Origin of the sequence: Winogradskyella psychrotolerans RS-3 (assembly GCF_000427335.1) — a bacterium.
GTDB lineage: Bacteria > Bacteroidota > Bacteroidia > Flavobacteriales > Flavobacteriaceae > Winogradskyella > Winogradskyella psychrotolerans.
The window spans coordinates 215663-238421 of the sequence record NZ_ATMR01000091.1; the positions used below are offsets into that span (position 1 = coordinate 215663).

Here is a 22759-nt window from a genome sequence, read left to right on the forward strand (position 1 = left end):
ATGAAAAATATACAATATAAACTTATAGCATTATTTATCGCTTCTTTTTCAATAGTTGCTTGCGGAAACAGTAGTCAGACAGAAAAAGACAATCACAACCATAATGAGGCAACCATTGGAATCGGTTTAGGTGATAATGAATCAACTGAAGAAGCACATAGCGAAGGAGAAGGCGTTAAGTTAACCACAAAACAGTTTGATGCTTTACAAATGAAAGTAGATACACTTTCTCTTAGAAATTTAAGTGGCTATGTAAATGCGAATGGCACATTAGAAGTGCCGCCACAAAGTGAGGCAGCAATTACGTCGGTTGTTGGAGCCAATGTTGTTTCTATTGAAGTTATAGAAGGTGATAAAGTGACTAAAGGTCAAGTTGTAGCCTACCTATCACACCCTAATATTATCAATATGCAAACGGACTATTTAAATGCGACTAGTAATAGTAATTACTTAAAGAAAAGTTACGAACGTCAACAAAAACTGTATGATGCAGGTGTTGGTTCTGGTGCCAATTTTCAAAAAGCTAAAGCAGAATATGATGTATCAAAATCAATGGCTAGTGGATTGGCTGCACAATTACAAATGTTAAATATAAACCCATCTACTGTTCGTAACGGTACAATTGCTCAACGTGTACCTTTACGAAGCCCAATTGAAGGTTTTGTTAAAAAAGTTGAAGTTAAAACAGGTCAATATGTAGATCCTCAAACCGAACTTTTTGATATTGTAAACACCGATGATGTTCATGCCGATTTAATCGTGTTTGAAAAAGACGTTTTTAAAGTTAAGAAAGGTCAAAAAGTAATATTTAATATACAATCTAATTCTGATGAGGATTTAGTGGCAGAAATACTATCGGTAAGTAAAACTTTTGAAGACAATCCTAAAGGAGTTCACGTCCATGCTGAAATTGAAAACAAAATAAAATTCTAATTCCTGGGATGTATATTACAGGAAAAATTCAAATAGAAGACAATGAAACTACAACTTTACCTGAAAGTGCCATAACAAATGATGGCGATAAATTTTATGCCTTTACAGCAAAAAAGGAAGGCAACAACTGGACATTTACTCCTGTTGAAGTATTTATAGGTGTTAAAGATGGTAATTGGGTCGAAGTTAAATTTACAGAAGAATTAGGAGCCGATGTTAAATTCGCTTATAACAATGCGTATTATCTCATTGCTGAAATGAAAAAAGGCGAATCTGAACACTCTCATTAATTATGCAAACGATAGAACAACTATTACAGTCAAACAATATACGTGTTACGGCAATGCGATTACTTATTTATAAGTTTCTTGCAGATAAGCATGTTGCTGTAACACTAACCGATATTGAGAATGCTTTTGATAAAGCAGATAGAACCACGCTTTACAGAACCGTAAAAACATTTGAAGACAAAGCCATTGTACATCAAATTGATGATGGCACAGGAATTACAAAATATGCCCTTTGCGAACAAGGCTGTAATTGTGAAATTGAAACCGATTTACACTTACATTTTCACTGTAATAATTGCAATGAAACCATTTGCTTAACGGACCATAAAATTCCACAAATCAAAGTGCCAGAAGGTTTTGTTTCCGAAAATGTGAACTTAGTTGTAAAAGGGATTTGCGACAAGTGTAGTGGCTAATAATTGCACTTCCATTGCACTTCATTTTATGGCATCTTTGACTTAAAGTTTAATTAAAATGAAAAAAGAAAAACTCAATTTACGAGATATAAAACCAAATTATAAAAAAGAACATAGTCATGATGATGGTCATGATCATGGTGGTGAATCAAGCGGTGTTAAAGCTTACACTCCAGCAATAGTCAGTTTTGTAATGCTTATTATTGGTATTGCATTGGATTATTTTGATGTTGCATTTTTTAAGGACTGGATTCGCATTGTTTGGTATGGCATCGCTTATTTACCTGTTGGACTTCCTGTGGTTAAAGAAGGTTGGGAAAGCATAAAAAAAAGCGATGTTTTTACTGAATTTTTTCTAATGTCCATTGCCACTATTGGTGCATTTATAATTGGTGAATATCCTGAAGGTGTTGCTGTAATGTTATTCTATGCTGTTGGTGAATTGTTTCAAAATGCCGCAGTCAACAAAGCCAAAAGAAATATAAAAGCCTTATTAGATGTACGTCCTAAAGAAGCGAATGTCTTTAGAAATGGGAATATTGAAAGTGAACCACCAGAAACAGTTGAAATTGGTGAAAACATTCAAATCAGGGTTGGAGAAAAAATCCCACTAGATGGTATTTTAGTTTCAGAAAAAGCATTTGTAAATACGGCAGCCTTAACAGGAGAAAGTAAACCAGATACAATTACCAAAGGAGCAAATGTATTTGCCGGAAGCATTAATTTAGAAAGTGTCATTGAAGTTGTAGTAACCAAAGCATTTAAAGACAGTTCTATTGCTAGAATTTTAGATTTAGTTCAAAATGCGACGGCTCGTAAATCTAAAACAGAATTATTCATCCGAAAATTTGCCCGCATTTACACGCCTATTGTTGTGTTTTTAGCGATTGGAGTTACCTTATTACCTTACTTCTTTGTTGATGATTATGTATTTAGAGATTGGCTGTATAGAGCTTTAATTTTCTTAGTAATTTCGTGTCCTTGTGCTTTAGTCATTTCTATTCCTCTCGGCTATTTTGGTGGATTAGGAGCGGCTTCAAAAAACGGAATTTTATTTAAAGGAGCTTCTTTTCTGGAGGCCATGACCAAAATAAACACCTTGGTTATGGATAAAACAGGAACTGTTACCAAAGGTGTTTTCAAAATTAAAACGGTAAAAGCTATTGGTTGGGATGAAAAAGAATTCATGAACTACCTGATGGCAATGGAAGCACAATCCACACATCCCATTGCTAAAGCTATTTTAGAATATAAAACTGAAGAAGCCAATTTTAAAGCTACAGAAGTATCCGAAATTGCAGGTAAAGGTTTAAAAGGAATTGTGAATGGTAAAACTATTTTAGTAGGAAACAAAGCTTTAATGACGGCGCATAACATCACTGTTGTAGCAGAAACAGAAACGATTATAGAATCTATAGTTCTGGTGGCTATCGACAATACTTTTGCTGGTTATGTGGTTATTGCAGATGAGCTAAAAGACGATGCTAAAGAAACCATTATCAACTTGAGGAAAATAGGTATTAAAAATATCATAATGCTTTCGGGAGATAAAGATTCTATTACTCAAAAAGTAGCTGCCGAATTACGAATTAAAAATGCAAAAGGTGGTTTATTGCCTGAAGATAAACTTAATGAAGTAGAACTATTAAAACAAAATCCTGAAAATAAGATTGCTTTTATAGGAGATGGCATTAACGACGCCCCTGTTTTAGCAGCCAGCGATGTTGGTATTGCCATGGGGGGCTTAGGAAGTGATGTTGCTATTGAAACTGCTGATGTTATTATTCAAACGGATCAACCTTCAAAAGTTGTAAAAGCGATTAAAATCAGTCGTTCCACTCGGAAAATTGTATGGCAAAATATTGTATTAGCATTCGGAGTGAAAGTAATTGTACTAATTTTAGGAGCAGGAGGTTTAGCAACGATGTGGGAAGCTGTCTTTGCCGATGTTGGTGTGGCATTGTTAGCTATTTTGAATGCGGTTAGGTTACAGAAAATGAATTGGGATTAAGACAAGTGTTTTATTTTTTTAAATTTTCTACTAACTTTGTTTTAGTTGGTTAATCTTTTCGCTATACTGCAATGCAGTCATGTTATTTTCCTTAGAATAATCATCCAAATTTTAGGACAATAAGTGCAACACATATTTAAAACGAATTACTAATACTTCAAACGCTAAAAAAATGAAAACAATAACAAAAAAGAAAACGTTACTTCTAATATCCATTGGAATCTTTGTAGTTGCAATGTCTCAGATATTTTCTCAATTAACAGAATTACCAGATATAGCAACAGGTTCATTCATTGGAATAGGAATCGGGTTATTACTAACCGGTCTAATTTTTGGTAACTTTAAAACGGTTAAATAGCCTTCTTTACAAAGACCAAAATTAAACGAACCGAAACCCATATTGTCCCTAAGCGCTCTACTTCTATTCGATTACAAGAATATGGTGTTGGAATTTTTGATGCATTTCCTACAAAATCTGCTCTAAAAAAAGCCTTAAAAAAAGATTTTATATCTGTAGATGGAATCATCGCAACGTCTGCTACATTTATAAAAGGTGGAGAATCTATTACATTATCTGTTCCTGAAAATATCAGTCAGAAGAAAAGATTAATCTTTAAGATCAAGGTGCTTTTTGAAGACGATTATCTAGCTGTCATTCATAAACCTGGTGGGATTTTAGTAAGTGGCAATCATTTTAAAACCATTACCAACGCTTTAGTTCAGAATTTAAAACGAAGTCCACTCGAGGATACAGCAAAACCACAACCTGTTCACCGTTTAGATTTTGCGACCACTGGCATTTTATTGGTTGGAAAAACAAGCAGTAGCATTCGTGCTTTAAATAAACTTTTTAAAGATAGAGCGATAAAAAAAACATACTACGCGGTTACTATTGGAGGCATGAAACCTGAAGGCAGCATTACTACGGAGGTCGATGAAAAACCTTGTAAGTCTAACTACAAAGTTCATCAATCGGTTACCTCTGAAAGATTTGGGCAGCTAAACCTCGTAGAACTAGAACCGTTTACAGGACGACGGCATCAATTAAGGAAACACTTATCTGGCATAGGAAATCCCATACTGGGAGATAAAGATTATGGAAAGGAATCGCTTATTTTAAACGGAAAAGGATTGTATCTCCATGCCTATTCTTTAAAATTCACACACCCATTTACAGAAGAAGAACTTTATCTAAAAGATGAATTTCCTCAAAATTTTAAAAAGATATTTGATGTGTTACTGTAGTTAAAACATCATCTAAATTGGAGTATATAATTTTACAAAAACCATTTCTAACAAATTAATAAATGGTAAATTTAGACCTTAACGATTCTTAGCCTCAATCCATTTACTCATATATTTAGAGCTCTGCATAGATTGGTGCATAAATAATTGTCCTATAAAATTGTTTTCACGATGTGCATTTAGATTCGTAGACAATTCTACTATTTTGGATGTAAATGTGTTTTCAAAATCAGTTTTATTAAAACGTTGGTTTAAAACCACAAATCCATTTTGCTGCTTCTCTTGCCAAAGTTCGGCTTTGGTATAAAGTTCTACGGCTTTCTCGGCGAAAGTTTCAGGATTATCTGTTACAAAACCGTTTACTTCGACTTCGCTCAGCAACCGGTCTTTTAATTCAAACATCCCTTCTGCTGCAATGCATGTCATAACACAAGGTGTTCCGTTTTGCATCGCATCTACGAGTTTTCCTTTTAAGCCAGCACCAAAACGCAGAGATGCAAAACAAACTTTTGCGTTTTGCATGACCTCATTAACATCTTCAGCAAAACCTTTTATCAAAAACCCTTCTTTAACGTTATTGAGTTGTGTTACTTTTTGTGATTCATAAGATCCATAAATATGAAGTTCTGCTTTTGGTAATTGTTTCCTTACTAATGGCCAAATCGTTTGCTTTAAATACAACACCGCATCATAATTTGGAGCATGCAGAAAATTACCAATCGTTACAAAATGTTGTCTTTCTTCAAAAGTTGGTAATTGTTTTATTTCAACTTTAGAAATAGGATCTAATAAAAATGGTAAATAATAGAGTAAGTTTTTATCGATTTTAAACTGATTGGTTAAAATATCTATTTCAACTTCTGATATTATTAAGCTCAGATCGCATCGATATATACTTGCAATTTCGCGTTTGGTAGTATCGTTTTGCAAATGAGATATACTAACAGTTTCATTTTGTTTTAGAGCGACTTCCCTAGCCTTTCGTAAACCATGAAAATCTTCAGTATCTAAAACACGAATTGCATTAGGACATTGCTCAGCAACACGCCAGCCATATTGCTCTTCGGACATAAACCGATCAAACAAAACAACATTTGGTCTCAAGTCTTTTACAAAGTCATCAAAGGACGAATCATTTAAAAGGATTGGTTTCGTTTCAACATTTATAGTATTTAAATCGAAGGTATTGTTAGACGTTTTGGCTGCAGAAGAAAACGTGACTTCAAATCCTTGATTTTGAAATTGTAAGATCAACTGAAGAATGCGTGTTCCTGCTGCAGAACTTTTGGGCTCTGGCCAAACAAAACCGATAACTAATAATTTTTTAGTCATGAATTAATTATAAAATCCTAATAAGACTGCTTTGGAATTTGGATTTATTTACTGAGGTTCTTTTAGAAATACATATTTTAAACGAACTGTATTTGCCCAAGTAACAACAGATTCAATTTGCGCTGCTGACAATTTAGCTTCTCCATGTGTCCAAGTATAGCTGTCTAACGGCATTTCTTTATCCTCAACCATTTCAATTAATTCATCGAGTTTATGGTCTTTTTCTTATCGGAATAATCGCTCCATTTAGACATGTCGAAATGTTTTTTTCCATCTTTTACATGATCTGCCAACCAATAATTTACAGGAGTAATGTTATTATACCAAGGATAACGCGTGCTATCGCTATGACAATCTAAACAGGCATTTTTCAGAATCATTTTAACATCTTCCGGTGGATTGGTATCCGTAAAAAAAGTATCTACCGAAGTTATATCTCCATCATTTTTATCAGGTCCAAAAAATTGAGCAACGACAAATACTATTAAAAGTAACAAGCCTATTTTTTTTATAATCTTCATTTTTGATTAATTTTAAAGCTCTAAATTAATCAATTTTCAATTGACCAGAGCAGAACTCTATAAGGAATTAAATTACGTTAACCATTCGCGAGAAATGCGATTGAAGTATGCCAATCTCGTTATTGACAATCCGGAATTGATTGCACCACTTTTAGACATTCTTTTTGATGTGGATGATAAAATTTCGTGCAGAGCGGCTTGGGTTTTTGAATTTATGTGCGGAGAAAATCTCGATGCTATTATTCCACATCTCGATACCTTTACCGCAAACATTTCAAAAGTACATTTAGATCCGGCTGTGAGGCCAATCGCTAAGATTTGCGAATACTTAACCAAAGCTCATTATTCTAAAACAGAAAATCTGATAAAAAAAGAACTGTCTGAACCCCATAAAGAAAGAATTATAGAAGCTTGTTTTGATTGGATGATTAATGACGAAAAAATTGCACCAAAAGCCTATAGCATGAATAGTTTATATCTTTTAGGAACTGAGTATGATTGGATTCACCCAGAGCTCGTTATTATTTTAGAACGCGATTATGAGATGCAAAGTTCCGGATTTAAAGCTAGAGCGAAGCATATTCTGAAGAGGATAAAGAATAGTTAGAAGTTGGAAGCTTAGATTTAGAAAATATCCTAAAAACTTCGTGCTTCGTGCTTCAAACTTCAAACTTACTTCCTTATATTTGAAGCTTCAAAAAAACCAACATAAATGGCACTTTCACCTCTTAATGCAATTTCACCAATCGATGGTAGATACCGATCTAAAATTGAAGCTTTAGGCAATTATTTCTCAGAAGAAGCACTGATAAAATACCGAGTTCTAGTAGAGATTGAATATTTTATTGCTTTATGTGAATTACCACTACCACAATTAGAATCTGTTTCTAATTCTGTTTTTGAAGATTTAAGAGCTATTTATACAAATTTTACGGCTGTTGATGCTTCTGCAATTAAAGAGATTGAAAAAGTTACCAATCACGATGTAAAAGCCGTTGAGTATTTTTTAAAAGATAAATTTGATGCTTTAGAGTTATCAGCGTACAAAGAATTTATTCACTTTGGATTAACCTCTCAAGACATCAATAACACTGCAATTCCTTTAAGTATTAAGGAGGCGATGAATGATGTTTACGTTCCTGAATATTTGGTGTTATTAGAAAAAATTGAAGGCTTAGCAAAAGATTGGGCACATATCCCAATGTTAGCAAGAACCCATGGTCAACCAGCGTCACCTACACGATTAGGGAAAGAAATTGAAGTTTTTGCTGTGCGATTAAAAGAGCAATTCAATTTATTAAACGATGTGCCAAGTGCTGCTAAATTTGGTGGTGCAACAGGAAACTTCAACGCTCACAAAGTAGCTTATCCTAATATCGATTGGAAAGCTTTTGGAACTAAGTTTGTTCAAGAAAAATTGGGCTTACATCACTCGTTTCCGACAACACAAATAGAACATTACGATCATGTTGCTGCTTTATTTGATGGCTTAAAGCGTATTAATACTATTATCATCGACTTGGATAGAGATATTTGGACCTATGTTTCGATGGATTATTTTAAACAAAAATTAAAGCTGGTGAAGTAGGAAGTTCTGCAATGCCACACAAAGTAAATCCAATTGATTTTGAAAATAGTGAAGGAAATTTAGGAATCGCAAATGCTATTTTTGAGCATCTATCAGCGAAATTACCATTGTCTAGATTACAACGTGATTTAACGGATAGTACAGTTTTAAGAAATGTAGGTGTCCCTTTTGGACATACATTAATTGCTTTTAAATCTACAGTTAAAGGTTTAGGAAAGTTATTATTAAACGAACCAAAGTTTGCTCAAGATTTAGAGAATAACTGGGCTGTGGTTGCAGAAGCTATTCAAACCATCTTAAGACGCGAAAGTTATCCTAATCCTTACGAAGCGTTAAAAGGACTTACAAGAACTAATGAAGCCATAACCCAAACGTCTATTTCAAATTTTATTGATACCTTAGAGGTTTCTGATGCTATTAAATCGGAATTAAAAGCCATTACACCAAGTAATTATACTGGAATCTAATTTTAAAACTTGTGAAAATATCACCATTATCAACAGACGCTGTAGCCTTAGTTTGCGTAACGCTTATAACCTTCGGTGTATTTATAGCTGGTTTATTAGATGTGCTCGATTATATAATTATAAAGGGAGTTCTATTCTTAGGGTTTGGAATCATGCTTGTTTTTACGATTAGCTGTGCCTTAAAAAATGATAGAAAAGAAAATCGCCTTGAAGATACTCCTCAAGACGATTCACATTAACATTTAAATAAAATTGTCAGTTTATTTAAAAAAATCGGTTAACCCTTTTAATTGTTCCTCGTCAAAATTGGCTTTTTCTAAAACGGAACCTAAAGACATTAATTTACTTGCATTCATATCATCACCTAAAACTCTGGCGATTATAAAGCCTTTATTTTTAGCATGTCCAAAGATGATAAGTTCATCAATGTTATCTATATCTCCTAAAAATTTTACCACAAATTTTCCATCTACAGCATTACCTCCACGCATTAACTCTTCGTATTTAGGATCCTTAAGAATGGTATTAACCTTTTCTAATTCTAATTTGTAGTTTGCAGCTTCTGTATCTTCTTTCATAAACGTTAATACATTCAACTTATCTACAGAATCGTAAGCTTCTTTCTGTTCTTCGGTCAAGTCAACTTTTTCAACATTGACAAAACTTGTGGGTACATCAAACGAAGCAAAACCTGGTTCTAATTCGTTATCTACATAATAGGTTTGTAATGTAGGCCCTTGATTACAGCTTGTAAAAACTGTAACCAAAAGCAACATTACTATTGATTTTTTGATTGATTGTGTCATGAATTTATATTTATTGTTTTTTCTCTCCAGCTTTCTTCAACTGATCTCCACCTGGAATATCCATTTTACTGGTAATCTTAGAGACTTGTCTTAAGTCTATTTCTCCTGTTAACGAAATAACTATGGTCTCAAATTTAAAATCTTTACCATTTATTTTTATATCTTCTCCATCGACAAGTTCATTCATGCCAGTCATAAACATAACTAACTCTTTAACATGGTTTTCGTCTTTTCCTTCCTTTACATAAAACTTAACATTTTTATCACCATCTTTAAATCGCATTAATTCATCTAGTTTAGAAGATTTAATATAATTGGTCACTGTATTTGTTATGTCTTTCGAGGTAACTTCATCACCTGCCGTAAACACCTTAAGTCCTGTAATATTGTTAACCATATTTACATATTCTTTGTCCTTAGAATCTTCGACATTCATTCCCATGGTTGCCAACATTCTGAACATTTTTTGATTTAAAATGAAAGAAGTTACGTTTTCTTTGTCTTCTAATTTATCTATTGCATTCTGCCCAAACGACACCATTGACGTTAGCATAAGTGCTACAATTAAAATGGTCGTTTTACCCATGTTTAAGTATTTATTATAATTTTTCATAATTTTTAATTTTAAGAATTGTTGTTTTAATTTTTTAATAATTTGTTTGTTGTATTTCCAAAAACGGTAATATAATTTGCTTTTTCGAGGCCTACATTTAGGTTGTCTCCCGCTAAATCGAGTGCAGATAACCCAAGCATGCCTTCGTTTAAATTAGCAGAAATTAAAGAGAGTACTTGTTTGGTCTCTAAATATAATTTCTGTTCTTCTGGCGAATAATCCGCTAGAGTTTTTGGTTCGTTATTCCAATTCGGAATAAAGAAACCAATCATAAGAACGGCAACAGCTGCGACAGAAATCCATTGATACAATTTTGTTTTCTTAGTGTTTAATGGAACGTCTTTGGTATACTGCTCTTTTTGTGATAGCGAAAAGTATTGAAACATAGGCTTGTAATGCTCTAAATGAGGTGCCACATTATCCCCGTTGAAGTACGATTTTAACTGCGCTTCTTCATGCAGAGATGTTTCTGCATTATGATACTTTTCTATTAATTTTTCTATATTATTTAATACCATGTTGATGTGTATTAGTTAATTTTTCTCGTATTGTTTTTCGTGCTCTCGATAGATTTACTCTAATCGCTGTTTCATTCATATCTAACATTTTAGCGATTTCTTCATAATCATATTCCTCAATATCTCTTAATTGCACTATTATTTTTTGTTGTTCTGGTAGGTCTTCCATTATTTTAGACACCCAATCCACACTATCTTTTGCTTCAACCTGATGTTGTAATGACGAATTGTTATCCGTATAATTACTATGAACAATTTTTAAATTAGACGCTTGTTTCGATTTTAATCTATCTAAGCAAAAGTTTTTCGTCATCGTCATTGAAAACGCTTCTACATTTTTATAGTCCCCAATCTTTTTGTTATTCTTCCATAATTTCAAAAGTATTTCTTGCGTGGCATCTTCTGCTTCTTCACGAGATACCAGTAATCGTTTTGCTAAACGAAAGACTTTATCCTTAAATGGCATTACTAAGCTTACAAAATCTGCTTGCTTCATTACTTTTTTGGTTGGTTGGTAAAGTCGGTTATTATTCGCCTTCATTATTACGACGATACACTTTATGTTTTGTTACAAAGATTTCTTTTTTTTACAATATTGTAAGTAAATTTAGAGTTTTACACTAAGAGATAAGACATTGCTACTTATTAAAAAGAAAAATATACTATGAAAACTATTAAGATTCTACTACTAACTTGTGTTGCTATGTTTGCATTGACAAGTTGTTTTGAAGATATGGATGATAATATTATACCATCTTCTACATTAAACATTAATGATTTTGTTTGGCGAGGAATGAATATTGTGTATTTATATAAGTCTGAAGTCCCCGATTTAGCCGATAGCAGGTTTATTTCTGATGAAGATTACACTAACTATTTAACGGGATTTAATAGTCCTGAAGATTTATTTGAATCCTTAATATACGATCCAGATACTGTTGATCGGTTTAGTAGAATCTACGAGAACTATTTTGATTTGCAAAATCAACAGTCTGGTACAACTTTAACTAATGGTTTAGAATTTAACTTCTACCGTGTACCCGGAAGTAGTACTGAAGTCTTCGGAGTCATTACTTTAGTATTGAATAATAGTGTCGCGGATAATGTGGGTGTAAAACGCGGACAAATTATCAGAGCTGTTAACAACACCAACCTTACGGACTCTAACTACATTAATTTAGTTTATGGACAAAATTCTAACACCTTAAATTTTGCGACCTACAATGATAGTGGCACACCCGACACAGCAGATGATACGTTCGAATTAAATGGAGAAAGTGCAGATTTAACTAAGGTAACATATACCGAAAACCCAATACATGTTTCAGAGGTTTTAAATGTTAATAACGTCAATATTGGCTACTTAATGTATAATGGTTTTAATCAAAACTTTGATAGCGATTTAAATAATGCTTTTGGAGAATTTAAGTCTGCAGGCGTAACGGAATTAGTTCTCGATTTACGTTACAATGGAGGAGGTTCTGTACAAACAGCTGCCTATTTAGGAAGTATGGTTACTGGGCAGTTTAATGGAGAGATTTATTCAAAGTTATTTTACAATGAAAATTTAAGCAGCAACGATCGGAACTATTTATTTACCCACTCTATCGAAAATATTGGTGCAATTAACAGCCTCAATTTATCTAAAGTATATGTATTAACTACCAATAGAAGAACAGCTTCTGCTAGCGAATTAATTATTAATAGTTTAAAACCTTATATCGAAGTCGTAGTTATTGGCGAAAATACCGTGGGAAAAACGCAAGCCTCACGAACAATTTACGATTCACCTGACTTTTCTTTCGAAAATGTAAACCAAGGTCATACGTACGCAATGCAACCTTTAATTGCAAATTCTACTAATGTAAATGATTTACTAGTGCCAACAAACGGAATTATTCCTGATATAGCTATTAGTGAAGCCTTTAATACCCTAGGAATATTAGGAGATATAAACGAACCGCTTTTGGCTGAAGCTATCGCGCAAATAACAACAACTGACCGACCTGCAAACCGATCTCTTGTTAACGAAAATCTTCAATTAATAGAAATCGCAAAACCAATTTCTGCTTTAGAACAGGATATGTATATTGATTAAGTTATTCAACAAAAAATTAAAGCCCCTTTTTACAATTTGTAGAAAGCGGCTTTTTTTTGATTCAAAAAGAAACAGACGTAACGATTAAAGTCCTGTTTATAGTTAATTAAAATATATTTTTGAAGCACCTACACCAACACTAAACGTATTGGTTTCTGTACCTGAAGATAAATCATAAACTAATAAGGTACTATTTTCTGTAAAGCTTGCATCTGTAACAAACAACTGGTTATCATCTACAGATAATCCGTATGCGTAACTTGCACTGATATCAAATAATGCGGTTGAAGGTAAACTTGTAGCACTATCAGACAAACTATAAACTTGATTGTTTAAAATATAATAAGCAAATCCATCATCATAAGCCATTAGACTTGGGTGTTGACCTGCAGGAAATTCTAAATTAGAAATTATAGAATTATCACTTAAATCAATTCTTGTGATTGCGGCTTCTGTTTCAACAGGTGGTGTTAACCAAGATTGATTAGCACCAGAGCTTAATACTAATAAATTTCCAGATTCATCTATAAACATTTCATCTGGCACATCGTTAACTGTTATAGTTTCAACAGTATTATCAATAGTATTTATTACTGAAATAATATTATTTGTATGATACCCTCCATTATGAGAGACATAAATTTTATCAGATTCCTCTAAAACTTGTTCTGGTCCTTCTGCAACAGGAATTGTAGAAATTACAGCATTAGAAGTTAAATCAATGACAGCAATATAATCATCTGTAGTATCATTTGGATCTCCCCAATCAGATACATAAGCTGTATTATCCTCAAAAGCAATATATCTTGGCAATGTTAAACCTGTAGAAATAGTCGCCAATTTTTCAAAAGTATAACGGTTAACTACTTTAATTGTACCATCTTGAACTACGATATACGCTTTATCATCATTAAAACCTATAGATTGTAAAAACCCTCCTGTAGTTTCATTATTTACATTAAAATAAATTTGATTCTCCGAGCTCATTAAGTCTTCAGAAATAAATGATATTGAGCTTGGCAACGAAAAAGACCCTTCTCCATTAACTATAATTCCATCTTCATAAGCTCCTGATGGCTCGGACGAACCGGCATCATCATCGCTAGAACAAGACACGATTAATAACGACATTGCAAAAATTGATAAAATGATTCTTTTCATTGTAATTGGTTTAAAATTTATATTGAATTTGAAAGTTAAAATTACGATCTGGCATAGGTCTAAACGCCACGTTCTCGTATGCTGTATTAAATAGATTATTCACCTTTAAGCTTATATCTATTTGCTGTGATTTTGTTTTGAATAACTCATAAGCAATACCTAAATTACTTACCTCATAAGGTTCTACGCTATAAAAACGGCCAGACAAATTTTCTGTAGTTGTGTACACTTCTCCGTTATATAAATGTTGAAAAAATAATGACATCCGCTTGTGTGCGTACGCCAAGTTCATATTTGCTTTATGATAGGGCACATATATCAATTGCTTATTGCTTTCTAAATCTTCAGAAACGGTATACGCATAATTGAATTGCAGTGATAGATTGTGTTTCCTGATTTTTTTAGAAACATCTAAGCTCGCTTCTGCTCCAAAATTTTGAGTTTTAGCAATATTTTCTGGACTCCAAAATCCAGAATTATTGGGCTTCCATTGAATGAGATCGGTGGTCTTTATATAAAAAGCGTTAAGATTTAGTTTAGCACTTTTATATGTTATGTCTTGACCTAAATCTATTTGATAAGACGTTTCAGGTACTAAATCCAAATTACCTCCTGGCTGCCAATACAAATCGTTAAATGTTGGAACACGGTAGTTTTTTGATCCATTTAATTTCAAGGTATAATAGTCTGAAACCTCATACGCTACATCAAAAGAATACAACAATGGACTTTCAAAACCTGAGGTTACATCCTGTCTTAGATTCAACCCATATTGCCATTTCTCATTAGGGGTATACTGAAGCAACGCTGTAGTTGAAAATTCTTTTCGGTTAGGATCTCCAAAACTACTCCCGCTGCCTTCGTAATAATTATAAGACACTATCGGTTTCAATTTTAAATTCGTTAATAAATCCATATCTGCCGTATAATTAATGAGGTAGGTATTCACCTTTCCGAAGGTAAAGTTGTCTGTGTTTTTATTTCCAAAATATTTAAAATGCTCTTGTAAATGTGCCACTTTTAATTTCGAAAACGCCGTATCTCCTTGATGTGACCATTCTAACATGGTTCTAAAATTTTGATCCTCGTATTTAGCTAAAGAAGGTGAACTTATGGTTCCAGAAAATTCGCGTTCCCCTAAAAACGTTTGATGATAAAGTTTTATGACATCCTTAGGAGATATAACATAACCGACATTAGCATTGATACTCCCATTGTAATAAGCTCCGTTCGTATTGCGTTTATCTGTATTTAGGTATTTATAATCATTGTCAGAATCAATATAATTCAACCCAATATTAAAAGACAATTTCTCATTGGCATAAGACGACAAATAACTGACATTTTTAGTCTCATAACTTCCATAAGATAAGGTTACGGTATTATCAAAATGAGGACTAAAACTTAAGGTGTTATTTAAATGAATACTACCGCCAATGGCACCACTACCATATTGAACTGATCCACCACCAGAACGTATCACCACACTTTTAAAATTAGTGGTATTAATGGTATTAAAATCCGTTTGCCCCGTCAGTTGCGAATTAATAGAAATACCATTCCATATTACAGCCGTTTGTGAAGCATTAGTTCCTCTAAATGACGGTGACGACACCATACCATAACCATTTTCTTTAAAATAGAGGTTGGAATTAAATCGTAAAATATCGGTGAATGAGCTTCTATTCTTTTGAAGTAAAGAATCATTAAGAACAGTCACTTTGTAGCCATGAGAATAGCGCTTCAATTTAACATCACTCAATACCACTTCATCCAGTCTCTGAATAGAATCAGTGGATGTTTGTGCCTTAGCAACGCTACTAAATATTAGTAATAAAAAAAGAGAACTACACGTTTCATACTGCAATCACTTTTATCCCGAAAGTTTGATTAATTAGTTGAAATTGGCAGGTCTCCTGACTTGTTTCTTATTATTTCACCTTCCCAACATAAATGTCAGTGGTTTTGAAGAAAATAATAACTCTCAAAAATGAGATGCTCAATCTTTGAACATAAAACTTACAGTTGCGGGAACAGTACAAGAATGAAGATTTCCGATTGTAAATCGTGCCTCTTTTCACTTGATTCCCTTTTAATCTAATCGCTTAATAATTAGAACCTAATTTCGACGTAAAAATAGACTTTTAAACACATCACAAAGGTCATTTACATGACTTCTTTTTATTCATTTTAAAAATCAAATAAATAAAACCAATTAAAAAATGTGCTATGATTATTCCTGCAACGATATATAGTGTTAAATTTGAATTGTCTCTCATGACTGTAGTTTTAACAAATTTATTAATTCAATACTTAAACGGTAGTTACAAAAGTTACATATGAAAATTATTAAATTCTTAATTCTTCTACTTATCGTTAGTGCATGTAAAAATGAAACTAAAAACGATAACATTTTACCTGCAACTGAAACCAAAGACATCGCTTTAAAATATGCTGAAGGTTTTAAAATTTCGCAATCCGATCATAGTAAAACCATAGAAATCACTAAAGCGTGGCCAGAAGCAGAAAAAACATATACCTATTTATTACTCACAAAAGAGCAAGCCGCAAAAACCACTTATAATAAAGCCGATTATGATGGCGTTATCATTACTCCAATTACTAAAACGGTAGTGACGTCTACAACTCATATTCCGGCATTGGAACTTTTAGGAGTCGAAGAAACCTTAATTGGTTTTCCAGGTTCAGATTATGTGTCTTCAGAAAAAACCAGACAGTTAATTGACGATGGAAAAGTAAGAGAGTTAGGAAAAAATGAAGGTCTTAATACGGAAGTTTTACTCGCTCTAAATCCAGATGTTGTTGTTGGTTTTGGAGTTGATGGGGTAAACAAAACCTTCGAAACTATAAAAAAATCAGGTATTCCCGTGATTTATAATGGTGATTGGGCAGAATCTTCTGCCTTAGCAAAAGCGGAATGGATTAAATTCTTCGGTGTGCTTTTTAATAAAGAAAAAGAAGCCGACTCTATATTTAATACTATTGAACGCGATTATTTAGCGGCAAAAGCAATTGCAAAACAAGCGAAACATCAACCCACAATTTTAAGCGGAGCGATGCATAAAGATGTATGGTATTTACCAAATGGCTCTAGTCCTGAAGCCCAATTTTTAAAAGATGCCAATGTTAATTATTTATGGAGTGATACTACAGGTAATGGTAGTTTAGCGTTAAGTTTTGAAGTGGTTTTAAACAAAGCTAAAGATGCCGATTTATGGTTGAGCCCTTCCTACTATTCTAGCCTAAAACAGTTAGAAGAGACAAATGCATTATACACCAATTTTGAAGCTTTTAAAACCAAAAACATCTATAGCTTCGCCAATACAACAGGTGAAACTGGTGGCGTTTTATATTATGAATTAGGAACAGCAAGACCCGATTTAGTTTTAAAAGATTTAATAAAAATTTGCCATCCTGAATTGCTAACAGACTATACACCGTATTTCTTTAAACGTCTTAATTAATTGGGTGAACAAAAAACATACCGCCTTCAATTTGCCTTGTTAGCTTTCACTTTATTGGTTTGCTTTATTGTGAATATTAGTTTGGGTTCTGTCAGTATTCCTCTTAAAAATATTTTTGGAAGCTTTTTCGGTTCGGTGGAATCTTCTTCAAACTGGAACATCATTATCCTGGATTATAGATTACCAAAAGCAATAACAGCTATTATGGTTGGTTCTGGTTTGGGTATTTCCGGATTATTGATGCAAACCCTATTTAGAAATCCCTTAGCAGGACCATTTGTTCTTGGTATCAGTTCTGGCGCTAGTTTAGGTGTTGCTTTAGTTATTTTGGGATCAGGACTTTTTGGAGGTCTTTTTGCTACAGCCTTAATCACCAAATGGAGCATTGTTATTGCGGCGAGTTTAGGTAGTTTTCTAGTCCTATTAGCTGTTTTAGCTGTTTCTAATAAAGTTAGAGACACCATGGCTATTCTTATTATTGGACTAATGTTTGGAAGTATTACGGCTGCTATTGTAAGTGTACTGTCTTACTTTAGTTCCGCAGAACAATTACAACAATACATCTTTTGGGGATTTGGAAGTTTGAGTAATTTATCTTGGAGTGAACTTTTAATTTTCTTCTGTATTTATGCTATCGGACTCATATTAAGTGTCGCCTCAATAAAAGGCTTAAATAGTTTATTACTTGGAGATAATTATGCCAAAAGTTTGGGATTAAATTTAAAACAAAGCCGATTTATCATCATTATCGCCACCAGTTTAATTGCAGGAACCATCACCGCATTTGCTGGCCCAATTGCATTTATCGGTTTGGCAATTCCGCATCTAACACGTCAAATTTTTAAAACAACCAACCACAAAATATTATTACCTGCCGTATTTTTATTTGGAGCCATTGTGATGCTTATTTGCGATACTATTGCGCAAGTTCCAAATAGTGATTATATGTTACCAATTAATGCCATAACCGCTTTAGTTGGTGCTCCTGTTGTGATTTGGTTATTGGTCAGACAACGAAAAATGATGTTTTAAATGGAGACAAAGACCTCACATATCATACTTAAAGTCGAACAACTTTCAATTGGCTACAAAACCAAAAAAGCCAAAACTGTTATTGCTTCAAATATTAATTTTGAATTGCAAAAAGGGCAACTCATTGGCTTAGTTGGAGCTAATGGTATTGGTAAATCGACCTTATTAAGAACACTAATTAAAGTGCAGCCAGAATTATCGGGCTCTATACGTCTTAATAATAAAGACCTTAAAACCACCACTACTTTAGAGCTTGCTAAACAACTGAGTATTGTACTAACAGAACCTCTATCGTCTAAAAATCTTTCCGTTTTTGAGCTTGTAGCTTTAGGACGGCATCCTTACACCAATTGGATTGGTAACCTAACCGAAAGCGATACTACGATTATAAGAAAGGCTATGACACTGGTCAATATTTTAGAATTAAAAGATAAAAAATGCTACGAGCTTAGTGATGGACAGCTACAAAAAGTTATGATTGCTCGTGCTTTGGCTCAAGATACAGCTATTATTGTTTTAGATGAACCCACGTCACATCTCGATATGTATCATAAAGCCTACATTTTAAAACTGCTTCAAAAGTTAACCAAAGAAACAGGTAAAACGATTTTATTTTCTTCGCACGAAATTGATTTAGCCATTCAACTTTGTGACACCATGATTGTAATGCAAAAAGATAATGTGGTCTGCAATCAACCTTGTCACTTAATTACTGAAGGTGTTTTTGAATCCCTTTTCCCCAAAGACCTAATTGTTTTTGATGATAAAACAGGAAGCTTTAGAGTGACAAAGTAACTTTACTATTTCCACATTTAGTTTTCAATTTCATTTTCGATTTCAACTTTATTTTCAACATTAAAAATTATCTTTGAAAAATTTCCATTTTCAACTATGAACGACTCACTAATTCTATTTTTAGCTATTATTATTTCCGCAGGTATCGGTGCTTTTATTGGTCTCAAATTTTCGCAATTAAAAAGTAAAAGTGACAAAAGTACTTTAGAAGAGCGTAATGCTAATTTGCAACAACAATTCAATGAATTCAAAACCCATTCTGAAACTGAAAACCAAAAACAGAATCAGTATTTCACCCAACAATTAACGGAATTAAAAGAGACGATTTCTAAAATTGAAATTGAACGTGAAGCGATTAGACGAGAAAAGGACTTTTTAAATACAGAACTTTCGAGACGTAATTCGGAATACGAGAATCTTGAAAAAGCAAACTTAAAACGCGACGAAGAACTCGTCTTACAACAAGAGCAGTTGCGAAAGGATTTTGAGCTAATGGCCTCTAAAATATTAGATGAAAAATCTGAGAAATTCACTCTTCAGAATAAAGAGAACATCAAAAACATATTAAATCCTTTACAAGAAAAAATACAACTCTTTGAGAAAAAAGTTGATGATACGCAAAAGGAAAGTATCAGCATGCACTCGGCTTTAAAAGAGCAATTAGTAGGGCTTAAAGACCTTAACCAAATTATGGCAAAAGAAGCCACAAACCTTACCAGAGCGTTAAAAGGTGATAGTAAAACACAAGGAAATTGGGGAGAATTAGTTTTAGAGCGTGTCTTAGAAAAATCAGGATTAGAGAAAGATAGAGAATATTTTGTGCAACAAAACTTTCAACGCGAAGATGGCTCTCGTGTAATGCCAGATGTGGTATTACATCTTCCAGATTCTAAAAAAATGATTATAGATTCTAAAGTGTCATTAACAGCTTACGAGCAGTTTGTAAATGCTGAAGATGACCAACGTCCTTTGTTTCTAAAAGCACATGTTAATTCAATTAAAAAACACGTCGATCAGCTTTCTGCTAAAAATTATCAAGATTTATATGATATTGAATCACCAGATTTCGTATTGATGTTTATTCCTATTGAACCTGCTTTTGCTGTGGCTATAAATGAAGACAATTCATTGTACAATAAAGCTTTTGAACAAAACATAGTCATTGTTACTCCTTCTACCCTTTTGGCAACTTTACGTACCATAGATTCTATGTGGAATAACGAAAAACAGCAACAAAATGCTTTAGAAATCGCAAAACAAGCCGGTGCACTCTACGATAAATTTGAAGGCTTGGTCATCGATTTAACTGGTGTTGGTAAAAAGATTGATGCCGCTAAAAGTGACTATTCAGCCGCTATGAATAAGTTGGTAGATGGAAAAGGTAATCTTATTTCTCGTGTCGAAAAAATTAAAAAGATGGGAGCCAAAGCTAAGAAATCACTTCCGGAAAGTATTATAAAACGAGCTAATGAAGATGATTTATAAAATAGTCCTATTTAAAGGCATAATTACAAATATGCCACATTAAAGGCATAAATTAGATTATTCCGTTTTAAAGGCATATATTTGAATGTAACATAAGAATATATGACAAGTATAATTACTGGTGATATTATAAAATCTAGAGAAGCAACGAGTCAAAGTTTATGGTTAAACACCTTAAAAACGGCTTTAAGTACGCTATCTAATCACACATCTGACTACGAAATATACAGAGGTGATAGTTTTCAAATAGAATGTAGTGACGCGCTCAACAGTTTTAAATATGCTGTATATATAAAAGCTTGTATTAAAACTATAAAAGGTTTAGATGTAAGGCTTGCTATTGGTATTGGTAACAAAACTTATGAAGGAAAAACCGTAAGCGAATCTAATGGTGAAGCCTTTATATATTCTGGTGAAACTCTTGAAACCTTAAAAAAAGAGAAAGTCAACCTAAAAATTAAGACCAACAGTGACGTGATAAATACAGAGCTTAATCTTTATTTTAAACTTGCCTTAATTGCCATGGATAACTGGACGGTAAACTCTGCAGAAATCATGAAACTCAGCATAGAACATCCTAACATGATTCAATCTGACCTAGCGCAGCTCATTGATATAAGTCAAGATGCGGTTAGCAAACGCCAAAAACGCGCGTATTTAGATGAAATTTTAGAATTAGACCATTTATATAGACAGAAAATAGACCAATTATGATGCTACTCATTTTAAAACTCTTTTTGGCACACCTCATTGGCGACTTCTTTCTTCAGCCTACAAACTGGGTAAAACATAAAGAAAATAAAAACTAAAATCGGTTTGGCTATATGTACATGTTGCTGTTCATTTAGCTTTAATGTTTTTAATCGTTTGGGATTTATCCTATACTCCATTAATATTAGGTATTGGCGCATTGCACCTTATTGTAGATTGCTTAAAACTTATACTTCAACGTAAAAAAACAAAACGCTTATATTTTTTTTAGATCAGTTATTCCATATGATTTCAATCCTTGGATTAACAGCACTCTTATATATCGATGATTTTGACTTCACACTAATTTTAGATTCTCACCTTTTACTATTGATAATTTGTGTAGCCTTTTTAACTAAGCCGACATCAATACTAATGAAAACCATTTTTTCTAAATGGAATATTTCAAAATTGACTAAAGACAATGAATCCTTAAAAGATGCAGGAAATTATATCGGTGTTTTAGAACGCCTTCTAGTATTTGTCTTTGTGGTTTTGGGTCATTGGGAAGCCGTAGGATTTTTAATAACAGCTAAATCCGTATTTAGATTTGGTGATCTTACCGCATCTAAAGAACGAAAACTAACCGAATACATTTTAATAGGTACATTAATCAGTTTTGGCATTGCTATAATAACTAGTTTGCTATACTTAACTCTTAAAAATTATGTTTAAAACAACTGAAGATTCTAGAATTCAGATTTCAGAATTAATGAAACCATCTTATGCCAATTTTGGTGGAAAAATTCATGGAGGTTACATTTTAAGTTTAATGGATAATGTTGCTTTTGCTTGCGCTTCAAAACACTCTCGCAGTTATTGCGTCACAGCTTCTGTTAATAAAGTAAACTTCTTAAATCCGATTGAAGTTGGAGAATTAGTGACTATGAAAGCTTCAGTTAATTACGTTGGTAATTCTTCTATGGTTGTAGGTATAAGAGTAGAATCTGAAAATATTAGAACAGGCGAAACAAAACATTGTAATTCGTCTTATTTTATAATGGTAGCTGTTGATGAAGAAGGAAATAAAGTTTCCGTTCCTGGTCTAACTTTAACAAATAAATTAGCGGCGAAACGTTTTATAAAATCTATAATTAGACAAGAAAGCGATACTAAACGCAGTATGGATTTAGAGAATCTCTATAAAAATCTAGATCTACACTTAGAAAAGCTAAAGGATTATAAAGTACAAATTGACTTTAAATAAAAAAAA

The 22759-nt window shown here is 33.1% G+C and carries 26 protein-coding genes, 2 pseudogenes and 1 riboswitch; of the genes and pseudogenes, 19 read left to right on the forward strand and 9 right to left on the reverse strand.

Going from position 1 to position 22759, the window contains the following annotated elements; genetic code table 11:
• From ADIWIN_RS07620 to ADIWIN_RS07635, 5 genes are all read left to right on the forward strand, one after another.
• A complete protein-coding gene (locus ADIWIN_RS07620) occupies nucleotides 1-933 on the forward strand; it encodes an efflux RND transporter periplasmic adaptor subunit (RefSeq protein ID WP_020894466.1) in 933 nt (310 codons plus the stop codon).
• Between the two features lie 8 nt (nucleotides 934-941).
• A complete protein-coding gene (locus ADIWIN_RS22330; RefSeq protein WP_020894467.1) occupies nucleotides 942-1223 on the forward strand; it encodes an efflux RND transporter periplasmic adaptor subunit in 282 nt (93 codons plus the stop codon).
• A 2-nt stretch (nucleotides 1224-1225) separates the two neighbouring features.
• A complete protein-coding gene (locus ADIWIN_RS07625) occupies nucleotides 1226-1639 on the forward strand; it encodes a Fur family transcriptional regulator (RefSeq protein ID WP_020894468.1) in 414 nt (137 codons plus the stop codon).
• 58 nt (nucleotides 1640-1697) lie between these two features.
• On the forward strand, nucleotides 1698-3650 hold the full coding sequence (locus ADIWIN_RS07630; protein ID WP_020894469.1) for a heavy metal translocating P-type ATPase: 1953 nt from the start codon (nucleotides 1698-1700) through the stop codon (nucleotides 3648-3650).
• 172 nt (nucleotides 3651-3822) lie between these two features.
• Nucleotides 3823-4008: a hypothetical protein gene (locus ADIWIN_RS07635; protein WP_020894470.1), complete on the forward strand. Its 186-nt coding sequence runs from the start codon at nucleotides 3823-3825 to the stop codon at nucleotides 4006-4008.
• Here ADIWIN_RS07635 and ADIWIN_RS21265 read toward each other — a convergent pair.
• Nucleotides 4001-4177 carry a hypothetical protein gene (locus tag ADIWIN_RS21265; protein WP_235047054.1) on the reverse strand — a complete coding sequence of 59 codons (177 nt, stop codon included), beginning with the start codon at nucleotides 4175-4177 and terminating at the stop codon, nucleotides 4001-4003. The genes ADIWIN_RS07635 and ADIWIN_RS21265 overlap by 8 nt on opposite strands.
• A gap of 97 nt (nucleotides 4178-4274) precedes the next feature.
• On the opposite strand from ADIWIN_RS21265, the gene ADIWIN_RS07640 reads away from it, so the two are divergent.
• Nucleotides 4275-4895 (forward strand): RluA family pseudouridine synthase, encoded by a 621-nt coding sequence (locus tag ADIWIN_RS07640; protein ID WP_020894471.1) that lies wholly within the window; start codon nucleotides 4275-4277, stop codon nucleotides 4893-4895.
• A gap of 78 nt (nucleotides 4896-4973) precedes the next feature.
• On the opposite strand, the gene ADIWIN_RS07645 is transcribed toward ADIWIN_RS07640, so the two are convergent.
• Together ADIWIN_RS07645 and ADIWIN_RS07650 are read right to left on the reverse strand one after the other, a co-directional pair.
• A complete protein-coding gene (locus ADIWIN_RS07645; RefSeq protein ID WP_020894472.1) occupies nucleotides 4974-6227 on the reverse strand; it encodes a glycosyltransferase in 1254 nt (417 codons plus the stop codon).
• A 48-nt stretch (nucleotides 6228-6275) separates the two neighbouring features.
• Nucleotides 6276-6748, reverse strand: a pseudogene (locus ADIWIN_RS07650) (heme-binding domain-containing protein).
• 40 nt (nucleotides 6749-6788) lie between these two features.
• Here ADIWIN_RS07650 and ADIWIN_RS07655 point away from each other — a divergent pair.
• From ADIWIN_RS07655 to ADIWIN_RS07665, 3 genes and pseudogenes are all read left to right on the forward strand, one after another.
• On the forward strand, nucleotides 6789-7355 hold the full coding sequence (locus ADIWIN_RS07655) for a HEAT-like fold family protein (RefSeq protein WP_020894475.1): 567 nt from the start codon (nucleotides 6789-6791) through the stop codon (nucleotides 7353-7355).
• Between the two features lie 105 nt (nucleotides 7356-7460).
• A pseudogene (purB, locus tag ADIWIN_RS07660) lies at nucleotides 7461-8803 on the forward strand (adenylosuccinate lyase).
• Nucleotides 8804-8814: 11 nt separating this feature from the next.
• Nucleotides 8815-9042: a hypothetical protein gene (locus ADIWIN_RS07665; RefSeq protein ID WP_020894478.1), complete on the forward strand. Its 228-nt coding sequence runs from the start codon at nucleotides 8815-8817 to the stop codon at nucleotides 9040-9042.
• A 21-nt stretch (nucleotides 9043-9063) separates the two neighbouring features.
• On the opposite strand, the gene ADIWIN_RS07670 is transcribed toward ADIWIN_RS07665, so the two are convergent.
• Genes ADIWIN_RS07670 through ADIWIN_RS07685 form a run of 4 tightly spaced genes read right to left on the reverse strand, consistent with a single transcriptional unit; the run spans nucleotide 9064 to nucleotide 11236 of the window.
• Nucleotides 9064-9609 carry a GFO_1091 family lipoprotein gene (locus tag ADIWIN_RS07670; protein ID WP_040756704.1) on the reverse strand — a complete coding sequence of 182 codons (546 nt, stop codon included), beginning with the start codon at nucleotides 9607-9609 and terminating at the stop codon, nucleotides 9064-9066.
• 10 nt (nucleotides 9610-9619) lie between these two features.
• A complete protein-coding gene (locus ADIWIN_RS07675) occupies nucleotides 9620-10222 on the reverse strand; it encodes a GFO_1090 family protein (RefSeq protein WP_020894480.1) in 603 nt (200 codons plus the stop codon).
• Between the two features lie 26 nt (nucleotides 10223-10248).
• On the reverse strand, nucleotides 10249-10740 hold the full coding sequence (locus ADIWIN_RS07680) for a PG0215 family putative anti-sigma factor (protein ID WP_020894481.1): 492 nt from the start codon (nucleotides 10738-10740) through the stop codon (nucleotides 10249-10251).
• A complete protein-coding gene (locus tag ADIWIN_RS07685) occupies nucleotides 10727-11236 on the reverse strand; it encodes a GFO_1088 family ECF-type sigma factor (RefSeq protein WP_040756722.1) in 510 nt (169 codons plus the stop codon). The genes ADIWIN_RS07680 and ADIWIN_RS07685 overlap by 14 nt, the downstream gene beginning before the upstream one ends.
• A gap of 168 nt (nucleotides 11237-11404) precedes the next feature.
• On the opposite strand from ADIWIN_RS07685, the gene ADIWIN_RS07690 reads away from it, so the two are divergent.
• Nucleotides 11405-12838 carry a GFO_1087 family putative carboxy terminal peptidase gene (locus tag ADIWIN_RS07690; protein WP_020894483.1) on the forward strand — a complete coding sequence of 478 codons (1434 nt, stop codon included), beginning with the start codon at nucleotides 11405-11407 and terminating at the stop codon, nucleotides 12836-12838.
• A 102-nt stretch (nucleotides 12839-12940) separates the two neighbouring features.
• Here ADIWIN_RS07690 and ADIWIN_RS07695 read toward each other — a convergent pair whose 3' ends face one another.
• Both ADIWIN_RS07695 and ADIWIN_RS07700 read right to left on the reverse strand, forming a co-directional pair.
• Nucleotides 12941-13999: a YncE family protein gene (locus ADIWIN_RS07695; RefSeq protein WP_020894484.1), complete on the reverse strand. Its 1059-nt coding sequence runs from the start codon at nucleotides 13997-13999 to the stop codon at nucleotides 12941-12943.
• A gap of 10 nt (nucleotides 14000-14009) precedes the next feature.
• The gene (locus ADIWIN_RS07700) at nucleotides 14010-15767 is read right to left on the reverse strand and encodes a TonB-dependent receptor plug domain-containing protein (protein WP_020894485.1); all 1758 of its coding nucleotides are present in this window, start codon (nucleotides 15765-15767) and stop codon (nucleotides 14010-14012) included.
• Between the two features lie 121 nt (nucleotides 15768-15888).
• Nucleotides 15889-16138, reverse strand: a riboswitch (cobalamin riboswitch).
• A 200-nt stretch (nucleotides 16139-16338) separates the two neighbouring features.
• Between ADIWIN_RS07700 and ADIWIN_RS07705 the strand changes: the two genes are divergently transcribed.
• The 9 genes from ADIWIN_RS07705 to ADIWIN_RS07735 all read left to right on the forward strand — a co-directional run bounded on the left by ADIWIN_RS07705 (nucleotide 16339) and on the right by ADIWIN_RS07735 (nucleotide 22753).
• Nucleotides 16339-17484 (forward strand): ABC transporter substrate-binding protein, encoded by a 1146-nt coding sequence (locus tag ADIWIN_RS07705; protein ID WP_020894486.1) that lies wholly within the window; start codon nucleotides 16339-16341, stop codon nucleotides 17482-17484.
• Nucleotides 17485-18516 (forward strand): FecCD family ABC transporter permease, encoded by a 1032-nt coding sequence (locus ADIWIN_RS07710; protein ID WP_020894487.1) that lies wholly within the window; start codon nucleotides 17485-17487, stop codon nucleotides 18514-18516.
• The gene (locus ADIWIN_RS07715; RefSeq protein ID WP_020894488.1) at nucleotides 18517-19311 is read left to right on the forward strand and encodes an ABC transporter ATP-binding protein; all 795 of its coding nucleotides are present in this window, start codon (nucleotides 18517-18519) and stop codon (nucleotides 19309-19311) included.
• Nucleotides 19312-19407: 96 nt separating this feature from the next.
• Nucleotides 19408-20796, forward strand: a complete 1389-nt coding sequence (locus ADIWIN_RS07720; protein WP_020894489.1) for a DNA recombination protein RmuC — start codon at nucleotides 19408-19410, stop codon at nucleotides 20794-20796.
• Between the two features lie 102 nt (nucleotides 20797-20898).
• Nucleotides 20899-21510, forward strand: a complete 612-nt coding sequence (locus ADIWIN_RS07725; protein ID WP_020894490.1) for a SatD family protein — start codon at nucleotides 20899-20901, stop codon at nucleotides 21508-21510.
• Nucleotides 21510-21605, forward strand: a complete 96-nt coding sequence (locus tag ADIWIN_RS21820) for a DUF3307 domain-containing protein (RefSeq protein WP_316929643.1) — start codon at nucleotides 21510-21512, stop codon at nucleotides 21603-21605. Before ADIWIN_RS07725 ends, ADIWIN_RS21820 begins: the two co-directional genes overlap by 1 nt.
• A gap of 44 nt (nucleotides 21606-21649) precedes the next feature.
• On the forward strand, nucleotides 21650-21778 hold the full coding sequence (locus tag ADIWIN_RS21825; RefSeq protein ID WP_020894491.1) for a hypothetical protein: 129 nt from the start codon (nucleotides 21650-21652) through the stop codon (nucleotides 21776-21778).
• Nucleotides 21779-21792: 14 nt separating this feature from the next.
• Nucleotides 21793-22221 (forward strand): hypothetical protein, encoded by a 429-nt coding sequence (locus tag ADIWIN_RS21830; protein ID WP_316929641.1) that lies wholly within the window; start codon nucleotides 21793-21795, stop codon nucleotides 22219-22221.
• Nucleotides 22214-22753 carry an acyl-CoA thioesterase gene (locus ADIWIN_RS07735; protein ID WP_020894493.1) on the forward strand — a complete coding sequence of 180 codons (540 nt, stop codon included), beginning with the start codon at nucleotides 22214-22216 and terminating at the stop codon, nucleotides 22751-22753. The genes ADIWIN_RS21830 and ADIWIN_RS07735 overlap by 8 nt, the downstream gene beginning before the upstream one ends.
• Nucleotides 22754-22759 lie beyond the last annotated feature (6 nt).